Genomic DNA, 24,286 nt, shown 5'->3' on the forward strand with positions numbered 1-24,286 from the left:
TTTTGTAAAAAAAATGTACACATTTGATACCTTGTCATAAACACTACTATCAGGTTCTGAGGGCTAGTTTCATGATAAAATGTGCAGAAGAAGGCAAGTTTCGTCCCGTGCGTGGAACTAAAGACCTTCTTCCGGATGACTTTTACAAGTTTGACTGTATTAGAGCCATCTCACAAGAAATAGGTGAGCGCTTTGGCTTTCTTCCAGTCCAAACCCCAATATTTGAAGCCCAAGATGTATTCAGTAAGACGTTAGGAGACTCTACTGACATAATAGGCAAGGAAATGTATACCTTCACCGATAGGGGCGGCGATGTGCTTACCCTACGTCCGGAGTTTACCGCAGCTATTACTAGATTGTTCTTAACATCAGGGATGACTGTGCCAGTGAGGCTATTCACTTCTGGTCCTGTATTTCGCTATGAACGACCACAAAAGTGTCGTCAGCGCCAATTTCATCAGATCAACTACGAGTTTTTTGGTGCGATAGGTAGCGGCGCCGATGCGGAGATCATCTCATTGGCGCATAGCATACTGAAAGCGTTAGGTATAGACGATAGGGTGACGTTGGAGATCAATTCTCTAGGTGCCGGTTCGTGTATGGGAGCATATAAGGACAGTTTAGTAAAATACTTTGAGAAGCACAGTGATGGCCTGTCAGAAGACAGCAAGAGGAGGTTATATACGAATCCACTTAGAATTTTGGATACCAAAGACCCTGGCGATATCTCTATATTACAAGGTGCGCCCTGTATAGAAGATTTTTATGATGAAGATACCCGGCACCGTTTTTGTGAAGTTAAAGACCACCTGACAAATTTGGCTATTCCCTATGTCGTTAACAATAAACTTGTGCGAGGTCTGGACTACTATAACGGAGTTGTTTTTGAGTTCAAGACAGAACACCTGGGGGCTCAGGATGCTGTGATCGCTGGAGGCAGATATGACCGTCTTGTATCGCTAATGGGTGGCGAAGATGTTCCAGCAGTGGGCTTTGCAGGCGGAATGGAAAGACTCGCCGCACTCATGGACGGCGGAAGTCAGGGAAAGAGATTTTGTGTTGCTATTGTTCCGATATGTGACGAAGTTATGCCCCAGGCAATGCGTATGGCGTACGATCTAAGGTTATTGGGCCTAAAAGTAGCGTATGATCATGTGGCAGTTAGGCTGAAGACCGGTCTCAAACGAGCAGACAAACAGGGGGCAGACGTTGTGCTAATTCTGGGTGACGATGAGCTTCGACGCGGCTCTGTCACGTGCAAGCATATGGTATCAGGACGGCAGGAGGAAGTGAAAACAGGAGATATTAAAGCGTATTTGGGCAAAATGGCAGCCGAGCTTCCTAAATAGCCATCATGCTGATTTAGCTCGTGATAGCGTATAGCAACGCGATGTGCGTACGTAAATATGACGTCAGAGCAGAATGGGAAAAACGGAATATCATGAGCCCCAGTTTGTCGCCATAGGGACAGTCTTTGTCAACGTGTTGGGCTCATAAAGGTGCTGCGAAATTTTCAATGCTCTTTGCGCTGGTATGTGTTCACCTACTTCTACAGCGCCTATATCACTCCAGGATAAAACGCATTGCGGCGAAAACACAAAATACTGTTCAGTTTCAAAGATAGACTACAGACCCATAATAACGCTAAAGAGCTACTGCCTTACTTATTCCTCTTGGCATCAGCGGCGCTTTGGATCATATCACGCAAGGTCTGAAGATCACTTGACCCTACGAACACAGTGTCTCCAACCACAACAGAAGGCGTGCCACCGATATTGAGCTTAGCAACTAAGCCCTTTGTGTCAGACAACATCTTGGTTATCTTCTCATCATTCTGTACCAGGGATTTCTCAAAGTCCTCGTACGCTATACCTATGGAGGCTATGATCTCAGCAATTTCTTCCTCATCAAACTTCTTGTTATAGACCATAGTAGCGTAGTGAAAGTCTATATACTTCTCCGGATTCAGAAAATGCACCGCGAGAGCAGCGCGCGCCGCAAGCATAGACGCATCACCTAGCAATGGCAGATCCCTGAAGATCACTCTGGCCTTACCATCGCTCAATATCTCCCTTATATGAGGAAGCATAGTTCTGCAATATCCGCATGAGTAGTCAAAGAACTCCACCAAGACTACATCACTTTTCTTGTTGCCAAACACGGGGTAAGCCTCGTCAGCGAGCTCCTCCCTATTTTCTTGGACTCGCTTACGCATTTCCGTCTTGTTTATAGCAACCTGGCCCTTGCTGAGTGCAGACACAACCTTGTGGGGGTTTTTGTAAATGTACTCCTCTATGATTGCCTCTATCTCTTGCCTATTTTGGTGCCTTACACCCGAAACCCAACGACTAATCAGAGGGAAGCTTGCAACCAATACCACAAGGCCCAACAGGCACAACAACCTCCCCATATACAAACTCCAGCACACCAGCAATACTAAGCACGACTAACACAAATGCAGGGTATCGTCAATGTTTCTATATGGGCAACTGCTGCATAAATCTGGGTGCTATGGCCAATAGCAGAGGCCCAATACATGCAGGCACATAACGTGTACTACATTTGTTCGTATACAACTCTTGTGCGAAGACCATATTATGCTCTACATACATGCACGCGCGGCGTATACAGACTGCAAAGAGCATCTTGTTATGTTAGTTGTTAAATGTTTCTAGTGCGCTATGATGATTATACGTTGTGATTAAAAATTATGCATCGGTCGGCTTGCGCACTCTGGCTGGGCACGTGTTGTGTCCTCATTCTCGTTATGGTCTTAGTTGGCGGAATTACTAGGCTTACTAACGCTGGGCTGTCTATCACTGAGTGGCGCCCTATAACTGGCATAGTTCCCCCAATGAGTATGAAATCCTGGATCATAGAGAAAGAAAAATACGAAAAAACTCCAGAGTACAAGTACACGAACTTTGGCATCTCAATGGGAGATTTCAAGCGCATATACATGACAGAGTACTTTCACAGACTACTTGGCAGAGTGCTGGGCGCGGTATTTTTTGTGCCCATGTTCCACTTTATTGCCAAAGGTAAGATAAAGGGCGCGTTTGCGGTGCGCATAGGGCTTGTGTCGCTGTTAGGCATGCTACAGGGAATTATGGGATGGATGATGGTCAAGAGTGGATTGGTAGATGTTCCATACGTCAGCCATTTCAGACTGTCCGTTCACTTGTTCCTAACTGTGCTGATATTTTCTTTGCTGTGGTACAGTCTGCTGGAGTGCATTGGAGTGAGTGGAAAATACCATGTATCTACGTGTAAGTACTCATTTCTGGTACTAATATACGTGATCACGGTGGTGCAAATGCTACTGGGAGCATTTGTTGCAGGATTGGATGCTGGCCTAATTTTTAATACCTTTCCACTTATGGATGGAGAAATTATCCCTAAGCAAATTCTCAAGGAAGCTTTGGTATCGGGAACCTTACTGCGAAATGGACCAGCTGTTCAGTTTTTACATCGCATTTTTGCAGCAGTCGTGTTCCTGTGCGCTGCAACCACGTTAGCCCTTGTTCGAACAAGAACGAGCTGGGTACTGTTTTTTTCTGTATGCGTACAGTTTTTGTTAGGTGTTGTTACTTTGGTACATGGAGTTCCGGTGAAGATAGCAGCAGCACACCAAATATGGAGTTTTGTGGTTATAGCGCTTGAAATCTACCTACTCAAAGTAGCAAAACGTGTGGTTTATCTACGTTAGAACTTCTTCTGCTCGGGTTGGGGACAGATGCACTATTTGTGCGTCGGGAAATATGTGTGCTGGATTGTGATCCGACATTACAACGATTCCCCCGTGTTCTGCCCGGGTATGGATCAGGTTCCTTACGGTGTCTATAGCCTGTGAATCCATATTTGTGAACGGCTCATCAATTATCCAGACCTGCGTGTTGAATAACAGCAATCTAGATAGGGCAACTTTTCGTTTCCACCCCGATGACAGGTGTTTGTACTTAGTGTTTAAAACCGGATCTAGCCCGAAAAAATTTACTGCGGCGCTTAACAAAGCGTCTTTATCCCTTGAGTGAGCCCAATACCGCAGTATATCGGCAGTACTTAGGTGTTCGTAACAAGCATTTTTGTGTCCAACGTATGTTATGTTAGAAATACATGTGCTCGATGTGGTTACTACCTCTCCATCTAGGGTTATCGTACCGAACCGGATTGGTACCAATCCGACCATTGCTCTCAACAGAGACGTCTTGCCACTACCATTCATTCCTGTGACTACAGTGACCGTACCATAGTCAGCCACGAAACTAAGGTTTTTAAAAAGTACGCTCTCTCCTCGTATGCATGTCACATTAGAGCACTCTAGCACCACACCCCCATCAAGCTTAACCCACGCACTCGAGCCGAATACTAGCATGATACATGTTATGGGATTATTACCATACTAAACAGCATACGAGCTACCCCGAGTAGTAAAACAGGTAAGCAGCTGTAACGCAATAAAACAAAAGACTATCAGTGATATTATGACTTAAGCTGCAGTAGCGCACACATCGTGTGTGGTGGACAAGACGAAATAAGCTTGGGTCATGTTTTAATTGTTGAGAAGTTTCACACAATGTGCTGTGCAATGACGTCTGTGCAGTGTGGCAACAATCCATATCTGAGACCGTTCTTATACTACGGTGCACACATCCGCATGCTGCATAAGTATCTCACAGGATGCCTGCGGACCCACATGCGAAGCTGAAAAGTTCTGTGAATGAGGCTGTGGCCAGTGCCTTAAACAACAATCAACTTTAGAGATAACATTATTGAAAAAACACAGTGCAACGCGCACCCTCCGTACACACACACCTTCTTTTGCCATGGCTAGACGTCATGTGCGGATATTAGCTCACTATCGGGAGCGTAACACCATCTTGCCCCATGTACTTACCATCTATCTCGTCATACGAGATGCTGCAACGATCCTTGCCGGCCAAAAACAGAAACTGGCAAGCGCCCTCAAATGCGTAAACCTTCACGGGAAGCGGAGACGTATTAGAAAATTCCAAAGTTACGCATCCTTCCCAGCCTGGCTCCAGAGGAGTAACATTTATCACGATACCGCAGCGTGCGTATGTGGACTTACCAACGCAGATAACCATAACATCCCTTGGTATCCTGAAGTACTCTACCGTTTTAGCTAACATGAAACTGTTTGGCGGGATGACACAAAGGCTTCCCTCTCTGTCTATGAAACTATCCTGAGAAAAGTTCTTGGGATCCACTATCACAGAGTGGGTGTTGGAAAAAATCTTAAACTTATTATCGAGCCTTGCATCATAGCCGTAAGATGACAAGCCATAGGAAAGAACACCGGAGTTTTCTTTGTGATCCACAAATGGAGAGATCATACCTTCCTTCAAGGCCTTTTCCTTGATCCAATGATCGGGCATGACTGACATGGCAATTCCGAGGAAGAGAAAAACAACAAACCTAGACCCTCACTCTATAACTAATGCTGTTCCAGCGCAAGAGAAAACTCTAATTAGGCCATGACCCGTCATTTTTTCCTGTTGTGGAACTACTGTGACGTAACAAGTTGTATATGGCTAAGAAATGAGTTACTACTAACATGGCGCAAGTTGATAATCCATGTCCACATATAGGCAAATAACGGCCTTGAGACTAGCTCTGCAAAACTGTTCCACATACTGTACACTGTTACTGCAGTCATAACCTTTAAAATCTCTCTAGTGAACCATAAGACGCAACTCTAACTTTGTCATTTTTTGCAGAGTTCATGACATTGCAGTGCTTGATGCTTCACAAAAGACCGCAGATTTAGTCTAATTCAAGGAAGGGCAGACCATGTCTGGCATATATACTGTAAGTTGTACGTGCACGCATAATTCGCTTGATGACACATGCCGCAAGACAGACTTTTTCTCTCTCTGGAGCGCGCCACCCGTAGCGCCGCAAAGTCCGCTCTGCTGAGCATATCCGAACACAGCTCCTTTAAAAGGTACTTGGAAGAGGTGTCTATGTGAGCTACCGCATTGAGCCATTATAATATCGTCTATGCGTTAGACAAAGGGTGTATGGCCGGGTTTTGATCAGCAGCTGTAAGTTTAGCTATCAGTTATTAGGCGAAATCTACGCGGTGATAGGCTGATGTAGCGCATAATTCATGAACATAAGTACTTTAGTTATGCCTTAAAGCAAAGGGCAGATCGCTACTGTTAGTCGTTCTGATATGTCCTAAACAGGTCATTGAGGAAACGTGGGAGAGGTGGAGGAAATTTCAAAAATTTTTATGCAGTGTCAAAGCATAGTATACGATATGCGGCAAAATTTGCCACCTTCTACCAGCATGAATAGGCCGTAAATATAACATTGCCACATACTTAGAGCTTATCTGGAGGGTCTAATAGCAATATTTTTTGATTTATCAAATAAAAAATGCATGTGTTATCAAAATGCATATGATAGGGCATAAAGTTGTGTATACGTGTGATGGAGGTCATGCATTATCTACTTTAGGTTGAAGATGTGCACTATTTACTCTAGGGAAAGTACGTAAAAAAATAATATTTCTCTTGCAATGCTGGATATTAAAATATAGTCTTGGAGCGCCGTGCATCCTACAACTCAGGCGTGAGTTCAGGGGGTTGGTTGTCACGGTTTTTTGTCTGAATATTTAAGGGTTTTTGATGTCTCAGTTAGTGGATGGGAAGACGTTCTACACCGGTCATGTAAAATGGTTTAGCGTAGAGAAGGGTTACGGATTTATTTGTAAAGACGGCTCAGATGGTGGAAAGTTGAGCGGTGGGGCCGGAATGGGCCACGGTGATAAGGATGTCTTTGTGCACATCACGTCGTTGCAGCGGAGCAGAATAGATAATCTTAGGGAAGGCCAGAAGGTTAGATATCAGTTGGATGAAAACAACGGTAAGGTTTCTGCTGTGAACCTAGAGGTTATAGCGGAGTAACATCTGTTTGCTAGACCTTGTTAGGGTTCATGTGCTGCTAGGTTTTATGAAGAGGCGCCTTCTGTGGAGTGTTCTTAGTGGTGTTCTATCTTCCGGTGTTTTTTCTGTTCTACTGGCGTCTCTTGATCTTTTGCTTGTACTTCTTCTATTCGATGTATTCGGGGCGTGGAGTGTTGCCCCGGAAGAGTCTATGCCTCTCCTCCTAGGAGGGCTGCTACTGTTCTTATTCTTCATAGCTGCATTGTCGTATTGGATGATGCATATATGGATACAATGTAAGCGAGGAGAGCTAGGTTTTAGGTTGCAGGCCAGGGCTGTCCTGGTTTTTACCTCTGTAGGTATGATCCCGGCCGTGCTAGTGTCGGGTTTCGCGTACCTGTTCTTCGATTATGGCGTTAGGGCGTGGTATTATAACAGTATACGGCCCGCGTTTTCACAGTGTGTTTCGGCCGCTTTTGACCAGAGAGCCGCCTGTATTTCTGCTGTTCTCAGTTCCGATATTACGCATCTATCTGAATATGTTGGGATAAATTCAGGTAATCGATCGAGTAAAAAACTTCTACTTGGTTCAAGGATATTTCATTTTTCTGAAGTTCTTCTTGTAGAAAATGGCCAAATTGTTGCAAGTAGCATACCGGATACCGGGTTCAGTATGGATTCTATAGCTGAGAGCGAGCTGCCTGTGAACAAAGAAAAGCCTGTGGCGATATTCACAGGGCACTCTGTATATGCGGTACAGCTTATCGATGAATCCACAAAAACATATCTGGTTGCGGTCCGGCTGATGCGCAAAGCGCAGGAACACGATATTCCGAACAATTCCGAAATACAGGATCGCAGAGAAGATCTCAGGATGCAGATGTCTGCTTTGCAGATTCAGTTTTCCTTGGCATTTTTATTTCTTTTTCTTGTGCTTCTTTTTATCTCGGTATGGTTGGGTGCGAGTTTTGCCAAAGGCATCGTAGGCAGATTGTCTGAACTATTTTTTGCAACCAAGAGAGTGCAAGATGGCGACTTTGATTGCAAAATTGAAAACAACGGCGATGCAATGGGTGAAGAAATTGCCACTGTTATTCGGGCGTTTAACCAGATGGTTGAGCGTCTGAGCGAGCAGAGATTGCAGCTTGAGAATGCCTACCGTGAAATAAACAGCCGTAAGGGCTTTGTTGAAACTGTGTTATCTGGGGTTTCTTCCGGGGTCATGGCGCTTTCACCTTCTAAGCTTGTTACTTTGATGAATGATAGGGCTATGGAGCTCCTGTCATGTAATGAGCTGAATAAGCCTCTAGAAGAGGTATTTCCGGAAGCCCAGGAGCTGGTTAGTGGAGCTAAGTGCAAGGGTGATATTGCCATTAGTAGAGGGTGCAAGTCTCTTATATTGTCAGTCAACATAGAGTGGCTGAAAACTCAGGGTTTGATAATAACGTTTGACGACATTTCGGGGCTTGTAGAGGCGCAGCGGAAGGCTGCATGGTCTGATGTAGCGAGAAGAATAGCGCATGAAATAAAAAACCCCATCACCCCAATTTACCTAGCAGCTGAGAGGCTGAGCAGTAAGTATTCTGAGCAGATTGTTTCAGAAAGGGAAACCTTTTTGCGATACACGGATACCATAATTAAGCATGTTTCTAATATAAGCTGCATAGTGGACGAGTTTGCGCAGTTTGCGAGAATGCCAAGCCCCACTTTCAAAATGTGTGATATATCCGCCATAATAAGGGATATAAGCTTTTTGGGACAGTTCGGCAAAAATGTCGTATACTACGACTTGAGCTTTCCGGAAGAAGAGGTTCTTGTCTGGTTGGACCAAGAGCAAATTTCTCAGGTGTTTGTGAACATATTCAAAAATGCCTGCGAGTCCATAAATGCCAGCGTAAATGCTGATAATGGGCGGATAGGGGTTGTGGTTTCCAAACGCGAAGGAAGTGTTCAGGTAGAGGTGCGGGACAACGGGGTAGGGTTTTCTGAAGACCTTATTGGCAGGTTGACTGAGCCTTACGTCACCACACGGGATCAGGGTACTGGTCTTGGGCTGGCGATAGTGCAGAAGATTTTGGAAGAGCATGGTGCCACTATAAGCTTCTGCAACTCAGACGAAGGCGGTGTAGTCTTGATGACTTTTTTAAAGTGAGCCCAAAGTGCTAATATGTTCCACTGACAAATTATCGAAGTTTTGTGCTGAGCTACTTCATTGTGGCCCAGAAAGCGTAGCTGTGGACACTGAATTTTCTAGAAGTTTTAGTGAATACTATCCCAGGTTATGTTTGTTGCAGCTCGCTTATGAAGGAGGGCACTGTGTTGTTGATGCTTTGGCAGAAGGCATAGACTTGGAGCCGTTGCAGGATGTATTCGCGAATAAGAAAATTTTTAAGGTGTTTCACGACTGCAGGCAAGACCTTGATGCATTATCTGTTAAATTCCCAAGTATACCGGATCCCATTTTTGATACACAGATAGCAGCGATGCTCTGCGAGTATCATGAAAATTCTGTTGGATATTCAAAATTGGTTGAGCAGTTTTTAGGTGTAAGGCTTAATAAACTATCATTCAAGAGGGTAGACTGGTCGAAGAGGCCGTTGACGGAAGGCAAAGTGCGGTATGCACTTGATGATGTTGTCTACTTGCATAAACTTTATGAAATATTGAAAGACATTTTGGAAGCAAAGGGGCGACTGTCCTGGTATTTGCAGGAGATGGAGAATATAGGAAATTCGGTTGCGGAGCAGTATATTTCTATACTTGAAGGTATGGATTTTTATGGAGAGCTGACAGAAGAAGAGTTAATGGTTGCGAGATCTGTGGTCGAGTGGCGTGAAAAAGTAGCAAGCCTGCGTAACGTGAATCGCAACATCGTTATGTGTTCAAAAAGCGTTTTGAACGCAACTAGAGACTTCATATCAAGTGGCAGCGACGCTTGTTTAGCGAATCACGTAAAGGGCGAGTATTTGCGTGAACTTTCTTTTGGCTTAACGGAAATAGTTGACCGTAACAAAAACTCCAGGTTGGAGCCAAGTAATGCTGCGTCACAAGACCGTGATGTTCTTAGTGTTCTTTCCATATTGCTACATAACGTGTGCTTGAAGCATGGGGTTTCGCAGCGGTTAGTGGCGTCTAGAAGAGACCTGGTCAGGGCTATGAGCAGGCTGCCAAGCGTAATAATGCGAGGCTGGCGGTATGAGTTTTTTGGCAATAAGATAGAAGACTTTGTTTCCGGCAAATCTCAACTTGTTTTTTCGGTTAGCGATGAAGGATCTGGACCGCAGTTATTAGTCGACACGCAATTGCTTGAAAACAAATGAGATTCTGCTGCGATTCCAAGAGCAAGTCTTGATCACAGTTTCGCAGAGGTTCGTTCTTGATTGCACATACAGAGGTTTCTGGTAGATACAGGTCCGGCGTGTGATGGTTTTGTGATTAATTGTCAGGTGGTGAAAGATAGTACCATAAGCAGCGACTATTCATTGTCTGCAGGTAGCGGCAGCCTACGCGATTGTTTGCTTAGCGGTACATGGGAAGAGTTCGTAAGTACCCTTTAACATGCTGCGGAATTAACGTTACTTATTGAGTCTGTGTTTTATATCATAGCGGTTTTGATATCTCGTTGTTTTTCAATGATTCACCAAGCGGAGGATTGAGTTGCGAGAATTTTCATTTCAGAAAGTTACTTTCCCCGCTACAGGTCACATGAAGCACATTGTCCAGTAGGTGACTCGCGGTTTATCCAAAAATGTTGGTTTGCGCAATCCGTCCGCACAAGTTTTAGTACGGGGATGTATACGGCTGTGGCCATAGAATGGTGAGTTATTGTGTTGTAGCACTGCAGGTGTGTACTCTACAGGTTCGGGAAATCATTTCATTTGCCAATTGTTGATGTCAGCAATGCGTATTGCTAGTGGCATGACCAGTTTTGTGCTTATCAACTAGATCGCGGATTAAGATACCAGTAGCTGTTTAGCTGAGTATGGCGTCAAGAAGTTCTAATGTGTGCCGCACCGGCAGCGATTCCGATAGCTTAATGTAGAGAGGGATTACTGGGTGTGCTCTTTTACAAGCTGCAACCAATCGCCTTCATTAATGATACGTACGCCAAGCCTTTCTGCAGACTGTAGTTTGCTACCAGCATTGCTTCCAGCTATTAAAAAGTCAGTGTTTGCAGATACAGAACTGCTAACTTTTGCGCCCATTAGCTCTGCATTTCTAGAAGCATCCACACGGGACATACTCTCTAACGTGCCAGTAAAAACAACTGTTTTTCCAGACAACGGGGATTCTGCACCAAATGCCGACGATACAATTTCGTCCAAGACATTTAGCTTTTTCTCGAGAGCTTGCAGAACCCTAATATTCTCTTCATTGGAAAAGAACAATCTGAGAGAATCAATGCTTTTGGCACCAATGCCGCGTATTGTGTCCATTTCGCCGCCCGATGCCAGTGTGTACATCGCGTTCATCCAGTTTTCAAGAGACCTATAGTGCTCTGCTATAAGTTTAGCTGCCCCCTTGCCTATAAATCTCATACCCAAAGCATAAATGAAGTTACTCAGCTTTACTGTGGAGCTTGTGCGTATGGAGTCGAGAAGGTTTGCTACAGACTTTTCACCCCAACCGCGCTCCGAGCGCAGACTCTCATTATCTATCTTCTCACTTAGAGAAAAGATATCGGCTACGTCATTAATGTATGACGCATTGCAAAGGAACTCTATTTGTTTCGCGCCCAGACCAATTATGTTTAACCCATCTCGAGATGCAAAATGTTGAACCCTCTCTAAGACCTGTGCTTTGCACGATAACTCTGCAACGCAGCGCATAGCAACCTCGCCGGGTTCTTGTCTCAACACGCCACCGCATGAGGGGCAGTGGGTGGGAAATATAAACTTTTCTAAAGGAGCTCCAAGACGTGCTGCGCTATCTACGCCAACCACCTGAGGTATTACCTCACCGGCTCTTTTCACTACTACGTAGTCTCCTACTCGGATGTCTTTGCGGGCGATTTCGTTGAGATTATGGAGACTCGCACGTGACACAACAGTCCCGCCTATGTTTACAGGTTCTAGTTCCGCTATAGGAGTGACAACGCCTGTTCTGCCAACCTGGACAGAAATGGCATTGAGTTTTGTAATGGCTTCTGTGGAAGGGAATTTGTGCGCTACGGCCCAACGTGGGCACTTTCCCGTGGCTCCCAGGAGCTTTTGTACATGTATCTCGTTCACTTTGTAAACTATTCCGTCGATGTCATAGCCAAGATTACTGCGAGTGCTGTACATGCGATCATGAAAGGCAAAAGCCTCCTCTACATTGGCTGTGAAAAGTACTTCTGAGTGAGTGCAAAATCCCCACGCTGCCAATTGGCTGAGAATCTCACTTTGAGTCCCCAGCGTGCTATTCACAATGCAATACGCTATGTAACGTAGATTCCTTTCAGCAGCAATTTGAGGATTCAGTTGCCGTATTGATCCAGCTGCAGCATTGCGTGGGTTTGCGAAGTTACATGTATCTTTCAATTTGGCAAAATCGCTATGGTGCATGTAGATTTCACCTCTAACCTCAACAGTCGCGGGAGCATTTTCTATTCTGTGAGGTAGACCCTTTAACATTTTTCCGGTGCTGGTTATGTCTTCCCCAAGATGACCATTTCCCCTAGTAGCAACTCTTGTTAGAGCACCATGCTCATACAGGGCAGAGAATGACATTCCATCGATTTTAGGTTCACAAGCAATTGTAAATTCTACGCTATTATCGGAGCCCAGAAAACGCTTCACCCTCGTTATAAACTTGTGAACATCATCCTGGGTGAATGCGTTCTCAAGGGACAACATAGGCACAATGTGCTCAATTTTCTGCAATTTTGTTTCTGCCAAAGGGGACCCTATTACCCCGTCGTAGTCATTATGAGGTTCAAGTTCAGGAAATTTCGCTAGTAATTCGCGCTTCTCCCGCAGCAGCGCATCGTATTCAGAGTCAGTAATCTCTGGAGCATCAAGACCATGATAGAGGACATCGTGCCGCCTTAGCTGCTCATTGATTCTGACCAATCGCTGCTTATTAGTGTCAGGCATTTATCTCTAGCCAGCTATTATTCCCTTCTTTTTTAATAGCTCCTGCAGCTCGCCGCTACGGTACATCTCGCTCACTATATCGCAACCGCCTATGAACTCCCCCTTAATGTATAGCTGGGGGATAGTAGGCCAATCGGAAAACTTCTTTATGCCTTCACGAAGCTCTGGGTCTCTCAAAACGTCTATACCCTTGAAAGGTACGCCGACTCGCATTAACGCAGCGACCACGGCGCTGGAAAACCCACACTGTGGCGCATCCGCGGAGCCCTTCATATACAGTACTACGTCGTTGCTTTCAATGTCGTGTTTAATACGATCTACCAAGTTGCTATCCATTTGAATTTCCCACGCTTGTTTCTATTTGTAATGCATGAACAACAACCCCAGATAGCGCATCGTACACCATCCTGTGCTGCTCAAGTTTTGACTTACCGCTGAATCTACCGGAGACAATTTTCACTGCGTAGTGGTCATCGTCATCCACCAGACTGATAACATCAACCGCATCGCCTGGGAAGGCGCTAACTAACAACTGCTTTAATGTAAATGGATCCACAGCCATTGCAAGAAATCTACACCACACAAGGAGACAAGCTGTATAACACTTTTTGTGTGGATGGTAAATAGTGTCATTGTGTACGCACCAAGAGGGTACTGTTTTTACCTTTAACCAATGCGACTGCCAAAGGGTGCCGGATAGTTGGTTTCGCGTTACTCTCACGATTGATTGTCACCTAATCAATCTGACAATATGCTTTTTCCACAGCTCTTCAGTAACAACTCCCGGAATGTGTAAAATTAGCTCCCCTTTTTTGTTGAAAATAAACGTTTCGGGAACTCCCGAGACACCGAAAGTTTTTGTCACCTCGCCTGCATAATCAGCGGCAACCATGATATATGGGTTTCCGTGCAGGTTAATCCATGACAATGCATTGCTCTCTATGTCTATGTAGTCTATTCCGTAAATATCAATTGAGGAATTCTTTGCTGCTTCCATCCAGATCTTATGTTCATTCACGCACATCGTGCACCACGATGCAAACACATTTACCACATAGGGTCGGCCCTTTTTTTTGATTTCCCGCGTGTTAAACTTGGCTGACTCGCCAACTATTGTTGGAAGTATTACGTCATAAGAAAAAGAGTGTTTATTGTGAGCGCGATAAACTGCAAAAAACGCGGCTACTGAAAGAGTACAAAACACAAACAACAAGAATACGCCGACTATTCGCATAAGACGCCCCTTTCGTGAGAATGTTTGGATATGATACAAGGTCTGCGTTATTGCGGGAATAGTGACATGCATAAATATTTGCTGTCTTCGTAGACAGTTTGTAAGATCCTACCTGCGCTGCTCTGGGGCGGGGGAAAAGCTTCTTTTTGAGATTTCCCAGCGACCTGCGTTGTTTCCTCAAGTAACAGGACCTGAAAATACACGTGCAGTACCCTCACTCCATAGGAACTTTGGGATTGCGCTGTGTCACTACGACGCTAAAACCACATATACCACGCCCAAAAGGCTTGCTTGTCCATACATAGCGCAATGGAAGCCCGCGCGGTTGGGGACGTAACGCGTCTGATACGTGTGAAAAACAGTGCTCTTGACCATAGCCGCTCAAGGTTCTGATGGTACGCTTCCAGTGCACGAGGCAGAATGCAAAACTTACTTGTGCTCTTGCATACCGTGTTGTGCTTCGTTCCGGCCGGAACTCACGTGTATGTGATCGCAAAAACTGTTATGTAGTTACTAACGGGCGACGCACGGTTTACATGTGACCGCTCTTTTCCACCTGGCAGGATGCTTAGATATTACTTCCTGTTTTTTGTGGCACTAGGTTATAGCGCTTTGGCTGTATTGGTGGCCATGCGCCATATTTGCAGCTGTAGGACGTATATTCAGATGGATTAGAAAAGAATTTCTTTCGGAGCTTCCTGGGCGCAGGTCTGTATCTTGAGCCCGAGCCTTGTCTGAGTATATGTAGATCCTTGTGCATGGTGGTTATAAAAATCACGAGTTGCAGATGTTGTGGATTTAGCTGACCCGCAGGTACCGCGCGGTTATGTCGTAGATGGTTCGGTAGTCTGCCGGTGGTCACGCCACATGTCTTCCTGAGCTTTGGATAGGTAGCAAGTGCGATTAACGACATCCTATTTCCGGCACGTCTGCGCGCTGATGGCTGGTACAGAGTTATGATCGCGTCAATGTGGGATTAGTCTGTTTGCAAGTGCCTTTTAGGTGCGGTAGCCATCATCAGGAGCAAAAACGGGTGTTTTTTGTTTGTGCTGCATAGAACCTATAGCTTATGTAGGACTTTGGGTGATTGTGGTAAGACTTGACAATGAGGCGGCAAAGGCAGCCTTTATGCCTCTAACGAGAGAATGGCGGTGCAGTGTTACGTCCGGGTTAGCCGCTCTGAAGATCATCAGCAACATTTCCAGGAATGATGCAATTTGCAGAGATCTCTGAGGTTAAGAAATATCGCAAATACGCTGTGGCGGCGGTTTAACCAACACATAGAGTGTTGGGTACTCTAGAGTTAACATGTATTGGCATCGCAGGTATGTTGCAGTGGTTTGTGGTGATTTTAATGCGATAATGGCGATTAATGTTATGCGCTATCCGCATCCGCGGTAAGGTTTTTTCTGGTGTAGTATCACCAAATTGTGGCCATAATTTCATAAAAAATCGCTCGCTGTCGGAAGTGCGGCTGGAGCTCTGAAGAATTGTTTTTGCGCTTTATCAAGGGCTGCTGGTTGTGTGAGGTCTAGCACATGCGGCTATTGTATTATCACGATATCTTACCCAAAGTGTACGCTTCCTGAAGCTGCCTTAACTTATGTTTCAACATTTTTCCACTTCGCGGTATCCTAAACGAGTGTGTTTATGTGGTGACAAGGTAGATATCGTTTTTGGGGGATGGGTGTGCTATTGCGTGTTGTTATGACTTCTAAGTTTGAGTAGGAATGTCTCCTGGTTATTCTCCAGAGTAGTGATGGCAATCGCGTGTATATCGTCTGCGTGGTATGTGTGTGCTATGAGGCTGTAGTAGAGAATATTCGACATGGTCATTTTAATTGACTGCATGTCTCTGTAATGATATGTGAGCATGCTAGGGCTAATGGTAAGGTATTTAGTAAATTACTGAAGGTATGAAACTTCGTCAGATTATAGATAACCCCGGACACGGGGCTGGTTTAGCAGCCGAGCGGTATACCGTTGGGTGTGTAGAGTTTTTATGGGCCTTCTTTCAGCTGTTCATAGCATCACCGCTGCCGTTTTGGTTGGCTTCTCAATATGGGCTCGACGGTGTGGTGCTTACGGGCTTGAAAGCAAGGGCTGTGCATTTGTCATTCGCATTATTTTTGCTGTTCTTAGTTATACCTCCTATTAAACGTGAGGTTAAGGAAGGGAGCGCTGGGCTAATAGGTTGGGTTTGTGCCATCTTGGCCGCGGGATCCGTTTTGTACGTCATAGCGTTTTATGATGGGTTAGCTGCTAGGGTAGCTATGCCTAACAGTCTTGACATCGCGGCGGCAGTTTGCGGTATGGTGCTTCTTTTGGAAGCCGCAAGGCGTGCAATAGGGTTCCCTATAGTTGTTGTGGCAAGCTTGTTCCTGTTGTATGCGGCTTTTGGGCATATTATCCCAGATGTCATTGCTCATAGAGGGCACGACATTGCCTCAATTGTCTCGCATGAGTGGCTAAGTTCTGAGGGTGTATTTGGCGTTGCGTTAGGGGTGTCGTGTAATTTTGTCTTTCTGTATGTGCTGTTTGGTACACTTCTGGACAAAGCTGGAGCTGGTGGCTTCTTCATGAAGCTCTCGTTTGCGCTACTTAGAGGATCTGTTGGCGGTCCTGCAAAGGCTGCTGTTATAGGGTCTGGGTTTATGGGCATGATGTCCGGTTCGTCAGTGGCGAACACTATAACTGTTGGATCATTTACTATTCCTCTTATGAAAAAAATGGGCATGAGCCCAGAAAAAGCTGCTGCAATTGAGGTATCTGCTGGGATAAACGGGCAGATAACGCCGCCGGTGATGGGCGCCGCTGCGTTTTTGATGGCAGAGTTTTTGGCATTGCCATATTCCGACATTGTCAAGCATGCGCTGATTCCAGCACTTATGGTGTACATAGGTTTGTTGGTTATAGTGCATTTTGAAGCTCAAAGGCTCCATAATGTGGAGAAGACGAGCTGCAGCAAGGGAAGAGCAATACCTATGATGCTGTTGCGTATTGGTCTGTGCGTAACTTCTCTTGTTATGTTGTTTGGGTTTATCCATGTGGTTATTGATGGGCTCACTATAGGGGCGTTTCACATCCCTGGGGTGAAGGATATTTTCCACGGAGCGAGCATATATGCTATTGCGGTCATTTTGGCAGCAGTCTATATTGCGGTGCTGGTATACAGACCTGAGAGCGGCGCAAGGCTGCACGATGGTGTTGATGTCGAATCTATTAGCGATCCCAAGGAAAGTGGGTGGGAAATCTTTAAGCAAGGTCTGCATTACTTTATTCCAGTAATAATCCTAGTATGGTCCTTGGTGGTGGAAAGAGTTTCGTCCTCACTGGCATGCTTCTGGACAAATATGTTCCTCATGTACATGTTGTTAATCGAGGGTGTTGTTACTTCTGTCCGCAGTAGAGATTTCTCTGGCATATTACCGGCTCTGAAAGCGGGTTTGTGTAAAATATGTTCTGCTATGCTAACAAGCTCCAAGAACATGCTTCCCATTGCTGTAGCCACTGCAACTGCTGGAATAGTTGTGGGCATAGTAGGGCTAACTGGGTTTGGTTTGGCCATGGGGTCGTTTGTGGATGTCCTGGCTGGAAATAGCGTATTTATAGCTCTGCTTATTACGGCCGCGATATGCATCGTACTTGGTATGGGTATGCCTACCACAGGATGCTACATCATAGTATCGACGTTGGTGGTGCCTGTTCTTAGTGCCATAGTGCACAAGAATGGTATGCTGACTTCTCCTATAGCATTGCACTTGTTTGTATTTTACTTTGGATTGATGGCTGATGTTACACCGCCGGTAGGTATTGCATCGTACGCAGCTGCGGCTATAGCTAGGGCTAATTCCTTCAAGACGGGGATGCAGTCTTTTTGGTACAACATAAAGACTATGGCAATTCCTTTCATATTTGTGTTCAACAATAACGTCATATTGTACGGCGTTGAAAATATTTGGAAGGCGGCGATAGACATCGTGCTCGCGTTATTCGGAATAATAGTGCTCTCTATGGGGATGCAAGGGTACTTCCTGAGGCGAAATAAGTACTACGAGTCAATAATACTGGTAGCTATAGCATTTATGCTCATGGCGCCGAATTACATCTCCAGTCTAGTTAGTAACAATAGTGCCGATATTCCTTTTGACGAGGAAGTAGTTATGCTGAATAGGGGAGATACCGTTAGAGTCAATTTTGACAGATCTGTGGGCAGTGTAGTCAATAGCGGATTTGTGACAGTACCTATCAGGGAAAGGTTTGAAGGTAGTGTAGAGAAAATGCTGAAGGATGCTATAGGCGTGCTTCTTGATCCCACCCCCAAGGGATGGATAGTGTTTGACACTATCAAAGGGGGTTACGTTCACGATGACATGGATGCAGGTGACGAAGTCACAGGCTTAGTCGTGACCAGGAAGAACGTAAACGGCTACTACGTGAGTATCGTGGCGTTCTTTATGCTAATGATATTGGCGTTGCTCCAGTCACGCAGCAAAGACGGCGTTGTACGATAGGGTGCTACAATGGTTTTGGACATTACAGTAATGCTGGTGGTGCTACTGTTGATGGTTCTGGGCCTTATACGGGGCTTCGTTAAGGAAGTGTTCGGTATAGCGGGCATGGTTGCTGTGGTTTGCATTACTGCAGAGTACAGTGATTACTTTAGTGACATGTACAGTGCGCGGGTTCACTCGGAGGCATTGGCCAATGTATTTTCCGGCGTTACTGTATTTGTTTGTGCCATGACGTGCGCTATTCTTGCGAACAGTGTCATAGTAAGGGTGCTCTCACCACTACGGCATAGCCTTTTAGACAAGACTGCGGGGTCTATTGTGGGTGTGGCAAAAGGTCTTGTGGCCTCGTACTTTTTGTTTTTTGTTATGGAAACTTTTCTGTACGTGTTTGCGCCCCCATCTGTGGATGAAGAGGCGGGCTCTCAGATTGAGCTTCCCGGGTGGTTTGTTGATACTTACTCGTACAATGTCTTTTCTGTTGCCAGTGAATACATAGGCAGTTCCATCTCGGACCAGACGTATGAAAAAATTACGGTTATTGCGCGAGAGTTGCTTGAGAAAAAGCGTGCAAGTCGCCTAGCCACATCTATTGGGTATGCAGACGGTGTATAGGCGTTATATTTCTTGATTGTGTCCTGCTGTTGTATATAATACCCGTGAGGATTTTTTTGTTCATGGGGGTTTCGTAGTGCCTTTTTACGAGTTTGCTTTTATAGCACAGCAGGGTCTTACTCAGTACGAACTTGAGGGACTTGCTAAAGGTTTGACTGCATTGTTGGTCAAGCTTGGTGGCGAGCTCGTGAAGTATGAGTACTGGGGCCTTATGGATTTTGCTTATAGCATTGCGAAAAATAATAAGGGGCATTACTGCATGATGTACGTGCGTGCGGGGCCAGCGGCAATGGATGAGTTTAAGCGTAAGATAAAACTCAATGAAGATGTGTTGAGATTTTTGTGTTTAAAGGTGGATAAGGTCCCAGAGGGGCGTTCCGCCATGATGGGTTCAGATCAAGATTAGGAGGTTTTCTGTGTCTAGTGGAGGTAAAAGGCGTAGTGGGGATTCGGAGTCGACAGGTAGTTCGTATTCTCCCTTGGTTTATCTTAAGAGACCTTATTTCAGGAAATCTAGATCTTGTCCTTTGGCGCAGTGTCCAGATGCGGACATAGACTACAAGAATAAGGCCTTGCTTTCAAAATTTGTCTCTGAATACGGTAGGGTTCTGCCGAGTAGGATTACATCTGTGTCAGCAAGAAAGCAGAAGCTGCTTGCGCGGGCGATCAAAAGGGCTAGGTTTCTTGCATTGCTTCCTTATTGCTAAATTAGTGAAATATGGGTCTTTTTGATGTTGTCAGTAATACTTAAGTCTAGCATAAGAGGGCTAGGCAAGGCGGGGGAGGTTGCTCAGGTTAAGCCCGGGTATGCGAGATATCTGTTGTCAGATGGTAAGGCAGTACGAGCGACAAAGCGTAATATGGAGCTTTTGTCAGAAAAGCTTGCTGCTATGGAAAGCGAGAGTAGGCAAAAGCTTGAAGAGGCTGAAGGGGTTGCGCGTGCGCTTGAAGCTGAGTGTCTTATTATGGTGCGCCAGGCTTCAGATGATGGCAGACTTTTTGGCTCAGTAACCGTACGAGATGTTGCGAAGTTGCTGAATGGTATTGGTTATTCTGTGCAGCCAAAGGAAGTGTTCTTTGGTGAGGTGATAAAGCGTGTGGGCGAATACGACATAAACGTAGAGCTTCATGCAGACTTGGTCTCCGTGGTGAAACTGCACGTTGTTAAAAACGAGGCAGATGCTGAGGTGGTTAAACTCAACATTGCGCGCGACAGGAAGAGTAAGGTTGATGCTGCCGCTAAAGCTGAAGAGCAGCCGGCAGTGACAGACGAAGATAGTGGTATAGGTGCGGTTGATTCTGGAGCTGATAGCGAAGAAGAGAGTGCGTCGTAGGTCATGTGAGAGGATTTATGGTAGGGTATGTTGGCGACGCCGATATAGGAGAGTGTGATGTTGAGATAGCTAATTGTCTGTCTGCCGAGTTAAATAGGCAGAACACTACGTTACAGATGATAGCGTCTGAGAATTTTGTGAGTCGTGCTGTTCTTCAGGCACAGGGTTCAGTGCTCACAAACAAGTATGCCGAGGGGTATCCTGGTAGTAGATACTACTGTGGGTGTTCAGAAGTTGACGTTGCGGAACGTCTTGCGGTGGAGCGTTTGTGTGAGTTGTTCGGGTGTAAGTACGCCAATGTTCAGCCGCACTCTGGCTCTCAAGCCAATCAGCAGGTGTTCATGGCGCTTTTGAGGCCGGGTGATACAGTTCTTGGTATGTCTTTGGACTCAGGTGGGCATCTGACTCATGGTGCTGCGCCCAACGTTTCTGGAAAGTGGTTTAATGCTGTTCCGTACAATGTCAGCCGAGAAACAAATCTCCTCGATATGGAGGAGATCGAAAGTATAGCGCTGTCGGTTAAGCCTGCTCTTATTATAGCTGGGGCGTCATCTTATCCAAGGCAGATAGATTTCAAGGCCTTCAGAGCCATAGCTGATAAGGTAGGTGCGTACTTTCTTGCGGATATTGCGCACTATTCAGGTCTTATAGCAGGTGGGTGTTATCCGTCACCTTTCGGGTATGCGCATGTAGTTACGTCTACTACTCATAAGACACTGCGTGGACCTAGGGGTGGTGTTATCATGACAGATGACGAAGATATACACAAAAGGATAAGGTCTGCAGTTTTCCCTGGAATGCAGGGAGGCGCACTGATGCACGTTATTGCCGCTAAGGCTGTAGCATTTCGCGAGGCATTGAAGCCCGACTTTAAGGTATACGTAAGTAAAATCTTGGATAATTCGCGAGCTCTGGCTAATGTGTTGGTTGATGGCGGATTGGGAGTTGTAACTGGTGGCACTGATAGTCACATGGTGGTTGTGGATTTGAGGTCTAAGGGTGTGACAGGTCGTGACGTGTCATCCTCTCTTGAGAGGGCTGGTATAGTGTGCAACAAGAATGCGGTTCCTTTTGACACAGAAAAGCCATGGGTAACATCTGGTATTAGACTCGGGTCTGCTGCTGAAACTTCTAGAGGTCTTGGTACTGCAGAATTTGAGAGAATTGGTGGCCTTGTGTTGAGGATTGTGAACGCCATATCCGGTGGCAGTGAAGATATGTCAGTGGTTGAGGAAGAAGTCCGCAAAGAGGTTGCTAGCCTTGTCAGACCTATACCGTATTTATGGGGATGATCGCTGCGACGTCTTGTTGTGGGTAGCGATTTTGGAAGGGCATGCACGTTGCCAGGTAACTTGTTTGGTGTTTTTTACTGTCGAGAGTTTCCATGGTAAGCGAAAATTCGGGTTCTGGCATGCATGCAGCGGCAAGTAGTATGTTGGACTCCATCCTCATGATGGTAGAGGCGATGGTGGATTCTGCTGGAGCGGCTGTGTGCTGTGATAGCGATGGCAGTATTGTTGAGATATCGGGATGTGGCGTTGTGTATTTAGTAAGCTGGCATGCCCCTTCTGCGCAGATATGGGTGGCGTCACCATGTAGTGGATCTGTGCGTTTCAGTTATGATCCGGACAAAGACCTTTGGTGGGACTGTCGCGATAAGCGCGAGCTGGCTGACTTTGTCAGGCAGGAAGTGATCGCCATTTTTGGCCTCGCTGAGGAGTAGGTATCGCATGAGGATTCTGCTCTCTTATATCAAGCCCTACAAGCGGTACTTTTTGTTTGCCTACCTTGTCGTATTGGTCACTTCTGGCGCCATATTGGCATTTGGTAAGGGCCTGAGTGCCATAGTTGATACGGGACTATTTGGCAATGCTTCGGCAAGCTTGGGCACCTTCTTTTGGGTTCTGCTATTAATTTTTATAATTGCGAAAGGTTCATTTTTACGTATTTGGCTGTGTGGCAAGGGTGCCTCGTGTGTGGTGCGGGATTTGCGGCACAAGCTCTATGATAAAATAGTCAGTTTGTCTCCAGCGGAATTAGAAAGCTTTAGTACATCTTTGCTGATGACGCGACTTATGGCTGATACCGCAGCTCTTGGCGCAGTGTTGAACGGCAGTGTATTGGTGATATTTCGTAACATAACTGTGTTGGCCAGCAGCATGGTTATGCTCGTACATACGAACTTTCAGCTAACCTCGCGCATTGCGCTTGTGTTGCCAGTGTTACTCATAATAGTGGCCTTTTTAGGTAAGAGGGTTAAACGATCCGGGTTATTGCTACGTAAGCAGACGGACGAACTTGCGCATTTTGGTGAAGAGACCTGCTCCATGACGTGGGAGATACAGTCTCTTTCGGCGGAGGAGATAGTGCGTAAAAAGTTTGCTTGTTTGTTGGAAAGTGTCGCGAAGGCCGAAGGGAAACACGTTATACTCAGGGCGTTTTTGGTTACCTTAATCATAGCCTCAGTAACCACATCGGTAGGGCTAGTTCTGTGGGTAGGCATCAGGGCTGTGGCGGAACATAGCATGAGTGCTGGCACCTTACTGTCGTTCATTTTTTATTCCGCGCTCGCGGCAGGGGCCGTAAATGGTCTGGGTGATAATATACATGATCTGCAAAAAGCTGTGGGGATAACGGAGGATATTACTAAGCTGCTAAACGTTGATCCGTGTATTGCGGATTCTGCCGGATGTGTAGATGTTTTTAAAGTGGAAGAGTCCGTGAGTATTAATGACGTGACTTTTGCATATACCAACAGGGCTGAGCCAGTTCTTAAGGGCGTAAGTCTGTCCATGAAAAAGGGGGAGAAAATCGCTTTTGTAGGCTATTCTGGTACTGGTAAAAGCACGATAGTTGACCTGTTGCTGAGGTATTATGATGTTAGCACTGGTAGTATCACTATAGATGGTGTTGATATTAGGAATATTTCTTTGAAGAGCCTGAGATCTTTTTTCTGTGTGGTTCCGCAGTGCCCTGCAATATTTTCCGGCACCATATTGGAGAATTTAACGTACGGTCTTCAGGATTACACTGAGGAGCAGTTACGTGATGCAGTCGAGGGTGCCAACATTGCTGACTTTATCTTTGGTCTGCCAGAGAAATTCGACACCTTTGTTGGCGAAAAAGGGATATTTATGTCCGAAGGCCAAAAGCAGAGGATTGTCTTGGCAAGGGCCATACTTAGACGCCCTGAGGTTTTAATACTTGATGAAGCGACATCCGCTTTAGACGCCAATAGCGAGAGCAAAGTGTACGATACTCTTCGGGAACTGATGAAAGACAAGTTGACAATAACAATTGCGCACAGGCTTGCCACTGTGGTTGATTCCGATAAGATCGTGGTCTTGAACAATGGGGTCATACAGGAAGTTGGCACGCACGATGAACTGATGGCTGACGATAATAGCCTTTATGCCGGGCTATTTAAGCTTCAGCACAAGGTTGGCATGGTAGGTGCGGGAGCGTAGGTACCTTTTGCGATATACGTAGGTATTGTTCTGAAACGTGGTTTCGTACAAGATTATAAGCTTGCGACAAACTTATGTGAATCTTAATGAGCGTTGGAGGGCGATTTGCGGGATTGCTGAACGCTTACGTATAC

The 24,286-nt window shown here is 45.6% G+C and carries 21 protein-coding genes; 14 read left to right on the forward strand and 7 right to left on the reverse strand.

Translation table 11 applies throughout. The annotated features are described in order from the left end of the window. Nucleotides 1-71: 71 nt before the first annotated feature. On the forward strand, nt 72-1,349 hold the full coding sequence (gene hisS, locus PGW94_RS00780) for a histidine--tRNA ligase (RefSeq protein WP_271757632.1): 1,278 nt from the start codon (nt 72-74) through the stop codon (nt 1,347-1,349). A gap of 311 nt (nt 1,350-1,660) precedes the next feature. Here the strand turns inward: hisS and PGW94_RS00785 are convergent, their stop codons facing one another. Beyond that, a complete protein-coding gene (locus PGW94_RS00785; protein WP_271757563.1) occupies nt 1,661-2,410 on the reverse strand; it encodes a DsbA family protein in 750 nt (249 codons plus the stop codon). Nucleotides 2,411-2,710: 300 nt separating this feature from the next. On the opposite strand from PGW94_RS00785, the gene PGW94_RS00790 reads away from it, so the two are divergent. Beyond that, entirely contained in the window at nt 2,711-3,709 is a 999-nt protein-coding gene (locus tag PGW94_RS00790; RefSeq protein WP_271757565.1) for a COX15/CtaA family protein, read from the forward strand. On the opposite strand, the gene ccmA is transcribed toward PGW94_RS00790, so the two are convergent. Then, on the reverse strand, nt 3,701-4,375 hold the full coding sequence (ccmA, locus tag PGW94_RS00795) for a heme ABC exporter ATP-binding protein CcmA (RefSeq protein ID WP_271757567.1): 675 nt from the start codon (nt 4,373-4,375) through the stop codon (nt 3,701-3,703). The genes PGW94_RS00790 and ccmA overlap by 9 nt on opposite strands. 475 nt (nt 4,376-4,850) lie before the next feature. Then, the gene (gene dcd, locus PGW94_RS00800; protein WP_271757569.1) at nt 4,851-5,408 is read right to left on the reverse strand and encodes a dCTP deaminase; all 558 of its coding nucleotides are present in this window, start codon (nt 5,406-5,408) and stop codon (nt 4,851-4,853) included. A gap of 1,248 nt (nt 5,409-6,656) precedes the next feature. Here dcd and PGW94_RS00805 point away from each other — a divergent pair. From PGW94_RS00805 to PGW94_RS00815, 3 genes are read left to right on the forward strand one after another with little or no spacing between them, the layout of a single operon-like run. Further along, nucleotides 6,657-6,935 carry a cold-shock protein gene (locus tag PGW94_RS00805; protein WP_271757571.1) on the forward strand — a complete coding sequence of 93 codons (279 nt, stop codon included), beginning with the start codon at nt 6,657-6,659 and terminating at the stop codon, nt 6,933-6,935. Nucleotides 6,936-6,966: 31 nt separating this feature from the next. After that, nucleotides 6,967-9,066 carry a sensor histidine kinase gene (locus tag PGW94_RS00810; RefSeq protein ID WP_271757573.1) on the forward strand — a complete coding sequence of 700 codons (2,100 nt, stop codon included), beginning with the start codon at nt 6,967-6,969 and terminating at the stop codon, nt 9,064-9,066. Between the two features lie 7 nt (nt 9,067-9,073). Continuing rightward, on the forward strand, nt 9,074-10,234 hold the full coding sequence (locus tag PGW94_RS00815; protein ID WP_271757577.1) for a ribonuclease D: 1,161 nt from the start codon (nt 9,074-9,076) through the stop codon (nt 10,232-10,234). Between the two features lie 729 nt (nt 10,235-10,963). Here the strand turns inward: PGW94_RS00815 and ligA are convergent. The 4 genes from ligA to PGW94_RS00835 form a co-directional block, all read right to left on the reverse strand. After that, a complete protein-coding gene (gene ligA / locus PGW94_RS00820; RefSeq protein ID WP_271757579.1) occupies nt 10,964-12,991 on the reverse strand; it encodes an NAD-dependent DNA ligase LigA in 2,028 nt (675 codons plus the stop codon). Nucleotides 12,992-12,997: 6 nt separating this feature from the next. Next, nucleotides 12,998-13,327 carry a Grx4 family monothiol glutaredoxin gene (grxD, locus tag PGW94_RS00825; RefSeq protein WP_271757582.1) on the reverse strand — a complete coding sequence of 110 codons (330 nt, stop codon included), beginning with the start codon at nt 13,325-13,327 and terminating at the stop codon, nt 12,998-13,000. After that, nucleotides 13,320-13,553 (reverse strand): BolA/IbaG family iron-sulfur metabolism protein, encoded by a 234-nt coding sequence (locus PGW94_RS00830; protein WP_271757634.1) that lies wholly within the window; start codon nt 13,551-13,553, stop codon nt 13,320-13,322. The genes grxD and PGW94_RS00830 overlap by 8 nt, the downstream gene beginning before the upstream one ends. 168 nt (nt 13,554-13,721) lie before the next feature. Further along, nucleotides 13,722-14,225 (reverse strand): redoxin family protein, encoded by a 504-nt coding sequence (locus PGW94_RS00835; protein WP_271757584.1) that lies wholly within the window; start codon nt 14,223-14,225, stop codon nt 13,722-13,724. Nucleotides 14,226-15,314: 1,089 nt separating this feature from the next. On the opposite strand from PGW94_RS00835, the gene PGW94_RS00840 reads away from it, so the two are divergent. The 9 genes from PGW94_RS00840 to PGW94_RS00880 all read left to right on the forward strand — a co-directional run bounded on the left by PGW94_RS00840 (nt 15,315) and on the right by PGW94_RS00880 (nt 24,152). Further along, a complete protein-coding gene (locus tag PGW94_RS00840; RefSeq protein ID WP_271757586.1) occupies nt 15,315-15,458 on the forward strand; it encodes a hypothetical protein in 144 nt (47 codons plus the stop codon). A gap of 683 nt (nt 15,459-16,141) precedes the next feature. Beyond that, nucleotides 16,142-18,739 carry a TRAP transporter fused permease subunit gene (locus PGW94_RS00845; protein WP_271757588.1) on the forward strand — a complete coding sequence of 866 codons (2,598 nt, stop codon included), beginning with the start codon at nt 16,142-16,144 and terminating at the stop codon, nt 18,737-18,739. A gap of 9 nt (nt 18,740-18,748) precedes the next feature. Then, nucleotides 18,749-19,351, forward strand: a complete 603-nt coding sequence (locus PGW94_RS00850; RefSeq protein ID WP_271757590.1) for a CvpA family protein — start codon at nt 18,749-18,751, stop codon at nt 19,349-19,351. A 76-nt stretch (nt 19,352-19,427) separates the two neighbouring features. Further along, entirely contained in the window at nt 19,428-19,757 is a 330-nt protein-coding gene (gene rpsF / locus PGW94_RS00855) for a 30S ribosomal protein S6 (protein ID WP_271757592.1), read from the forward strand. A gap of 10 nt (nt 19,758-19,767) precedes the next feature. After that, nucleotides 19,768-20,058 carry a 30S ribosomal protein S18 gene (rpsR, locus tag PGW94_RS00860; RefSeq protein WP_271757594.1) on the forward strand — a complete coding sequence of 97 codons (291 nt, stop codon included), beginning with the start codon at nt 19,768-19,770 and terminating at the stop codon, nt 20,056-20,058. Between the two features lie 24 nt (nt 20,059-20,082). Then, on the forward strand, nt 20,083-20,685 hold the full coding sequence (gene rplI, locus PGW94_RS00865; RefSeq protein WP_271757596.1) for a 50S ribosomal protein L9: 603 nt from the start codon (nt 20,083-20,085) through the stop codon (nt 20,683-20,685). A 17-nt stretch (nt 20,686-20,702) separates the two neighbouring features. Continuing rightward, entirely contained in the window at nt 20,703-21,977 is a 1,275-nt protein-coding gene (gene glyA, locus PGW94_RS00870; protein WP_271757598.1) for a serine hydroxymethyltransferase, read from the forward strand. A gap of 92 nt (nt 21,978-22,069) precedes the next feature. After that, complete coding sequence (locus PGW94_RS00875; RefSeq protein WP_271757600.1) at nt 22,070-22,408, forward strand: frataxin domain-containing protein; 339 nt, start codon at nt 22,070-22,072, stop codon at nt 22,406-22,408. 7 nt (nt 22,409-22,415) lie between these two features. Next, on the forward strand, nt 22,416-24,152 hold the full coding sequence (locus PGW94_RS00880) for an ABC transporter ATP-binding protein (RefSeq protein ID WP_271757603.1): 1,737 nt from the start codon (nt 22,416-22,418) through the stop codon (nt 24,150-24,152). Nucleotides 24,153-24,286 lie beyond the last annotated feature (134 nt).

This window comes from Candidatus Anaplasma sp. TIGMIC (genome assembly GCF_028204095.1).
Lineage (GTDB): Bacteria > Pseudomonadota > Alphaproteobacteria > Rickettsiales > Anaplasmataceae > Anaplasma.

Bases quoted from the DNA above. Each gene is read 5' to 3' on its own strand.
- hisS (WP_271757632.1), top strand. From the start codon at position 72: ATGATAAAATGTGCAGAAGAAGGCAAGTTTCGTCCCGTGCGTGGAACT.
- PGW94_RS00785 (WP_271757563.1), bottom strand. From the start codon at position 2,410: ATGGGGAGGTTGTTGTGCCTGTTGGGCCTTGTGGTATTGGTTGCAAGC.
- PGW94_RS00790 (WP_271757565.1), top strand. From the start codon at position 2,711: ATGCATCGGTCGGCTTGCGCACTCTGGCTGGGCACGTGTTGTGTCCTC.
- ccmA (WP_271757567.1), bottom strand. From the start codon at position 4,375: ATGCTAGTATTCGGCTCGAGTGCGTGGGTTAAGCTTGATGGGGGTGTG.
- dcd (WP_271757569.1), bottom strand. From the start codon at position 5,408: ATGTCAGTCATGCCCGATCATTGGATCAAGGAAAAGGCCTTGAAGGAA.
- PGW94_RS00805 (WP_271757571.1), top strand. From the start codon at position 6,657: ATGTCTCAGTTAGTGGATGGGAAGACGTTCTACACCGGTCATGTAAAA.
- ligA (WP_271757579.1), bottom strand. From the start codon at position 12,991: ATGCCTGACACTAATAAGCAGCGATTGGTCAGAATCAATGAGCAGCTA.
- grxD (WP_271757582.1), bottom strand. From the start codon at position 13,327: ATGGATAGCAACTTGGTAGATCGTATTAAACACGACATTGAAAGCAAC.
- PGW94_RS00830 (WP_271757634.1), bottom strand. From the start codon at position 13,553: ATGGCTGTGGATCCATTTACATTAAAGCAGTTGTTAGTTAGCGCCTTC.
- PGW94_RS00835 (WP_271757584.1), bottom strand. From the start codon at position 14,225: ATGCGAATAGTCGGCGTATTCTTGTTGTTTGTGTTTTGTACTCTTTCA.
- PGW94_RS00845 (WP_271757588.1), top strand. From the start codon at position 16,142: ATGAAACTTCGTCAGATTATAGATAACCCCGGACACGGGGCTGGTTTA.
- PGW94_RS00850 (WP_271757590.1), top strand. From the start codon at position 18,749: ATGGTTTTGGACATTACAGTAATGCTGGTGGTGCTACTGTTGATGGTT.
- rplI (WP_271757596.1), top strand. From the start codon at position 20,083: ATGTTGTCAGTAATACTTAAGTCTAGCATAAGAGGGCTAGGCAAGGCG.
- glyA (WP_271757598.1), top strand. From the start codon at position 20,703: ATGGTAGGGTATGTTGGCGACGCCGATATAGGAGAGTGTGATGTTGAG.
- PGW94_RS00875 (WP_271757600.1), top strand. From the start codon at position 22,070: ATGGTAAGCGAAAATTCGGGTTCTGGCATGCATGCAGCGGCAAGTAGT.
- PGW94_RS00880 (WP_271757603.1), top strand. From the start codon at position 22,416: ATGAGGATTCTGCTCTCTTATATCAAGCCCTACAAGCGGTACTTTTTG.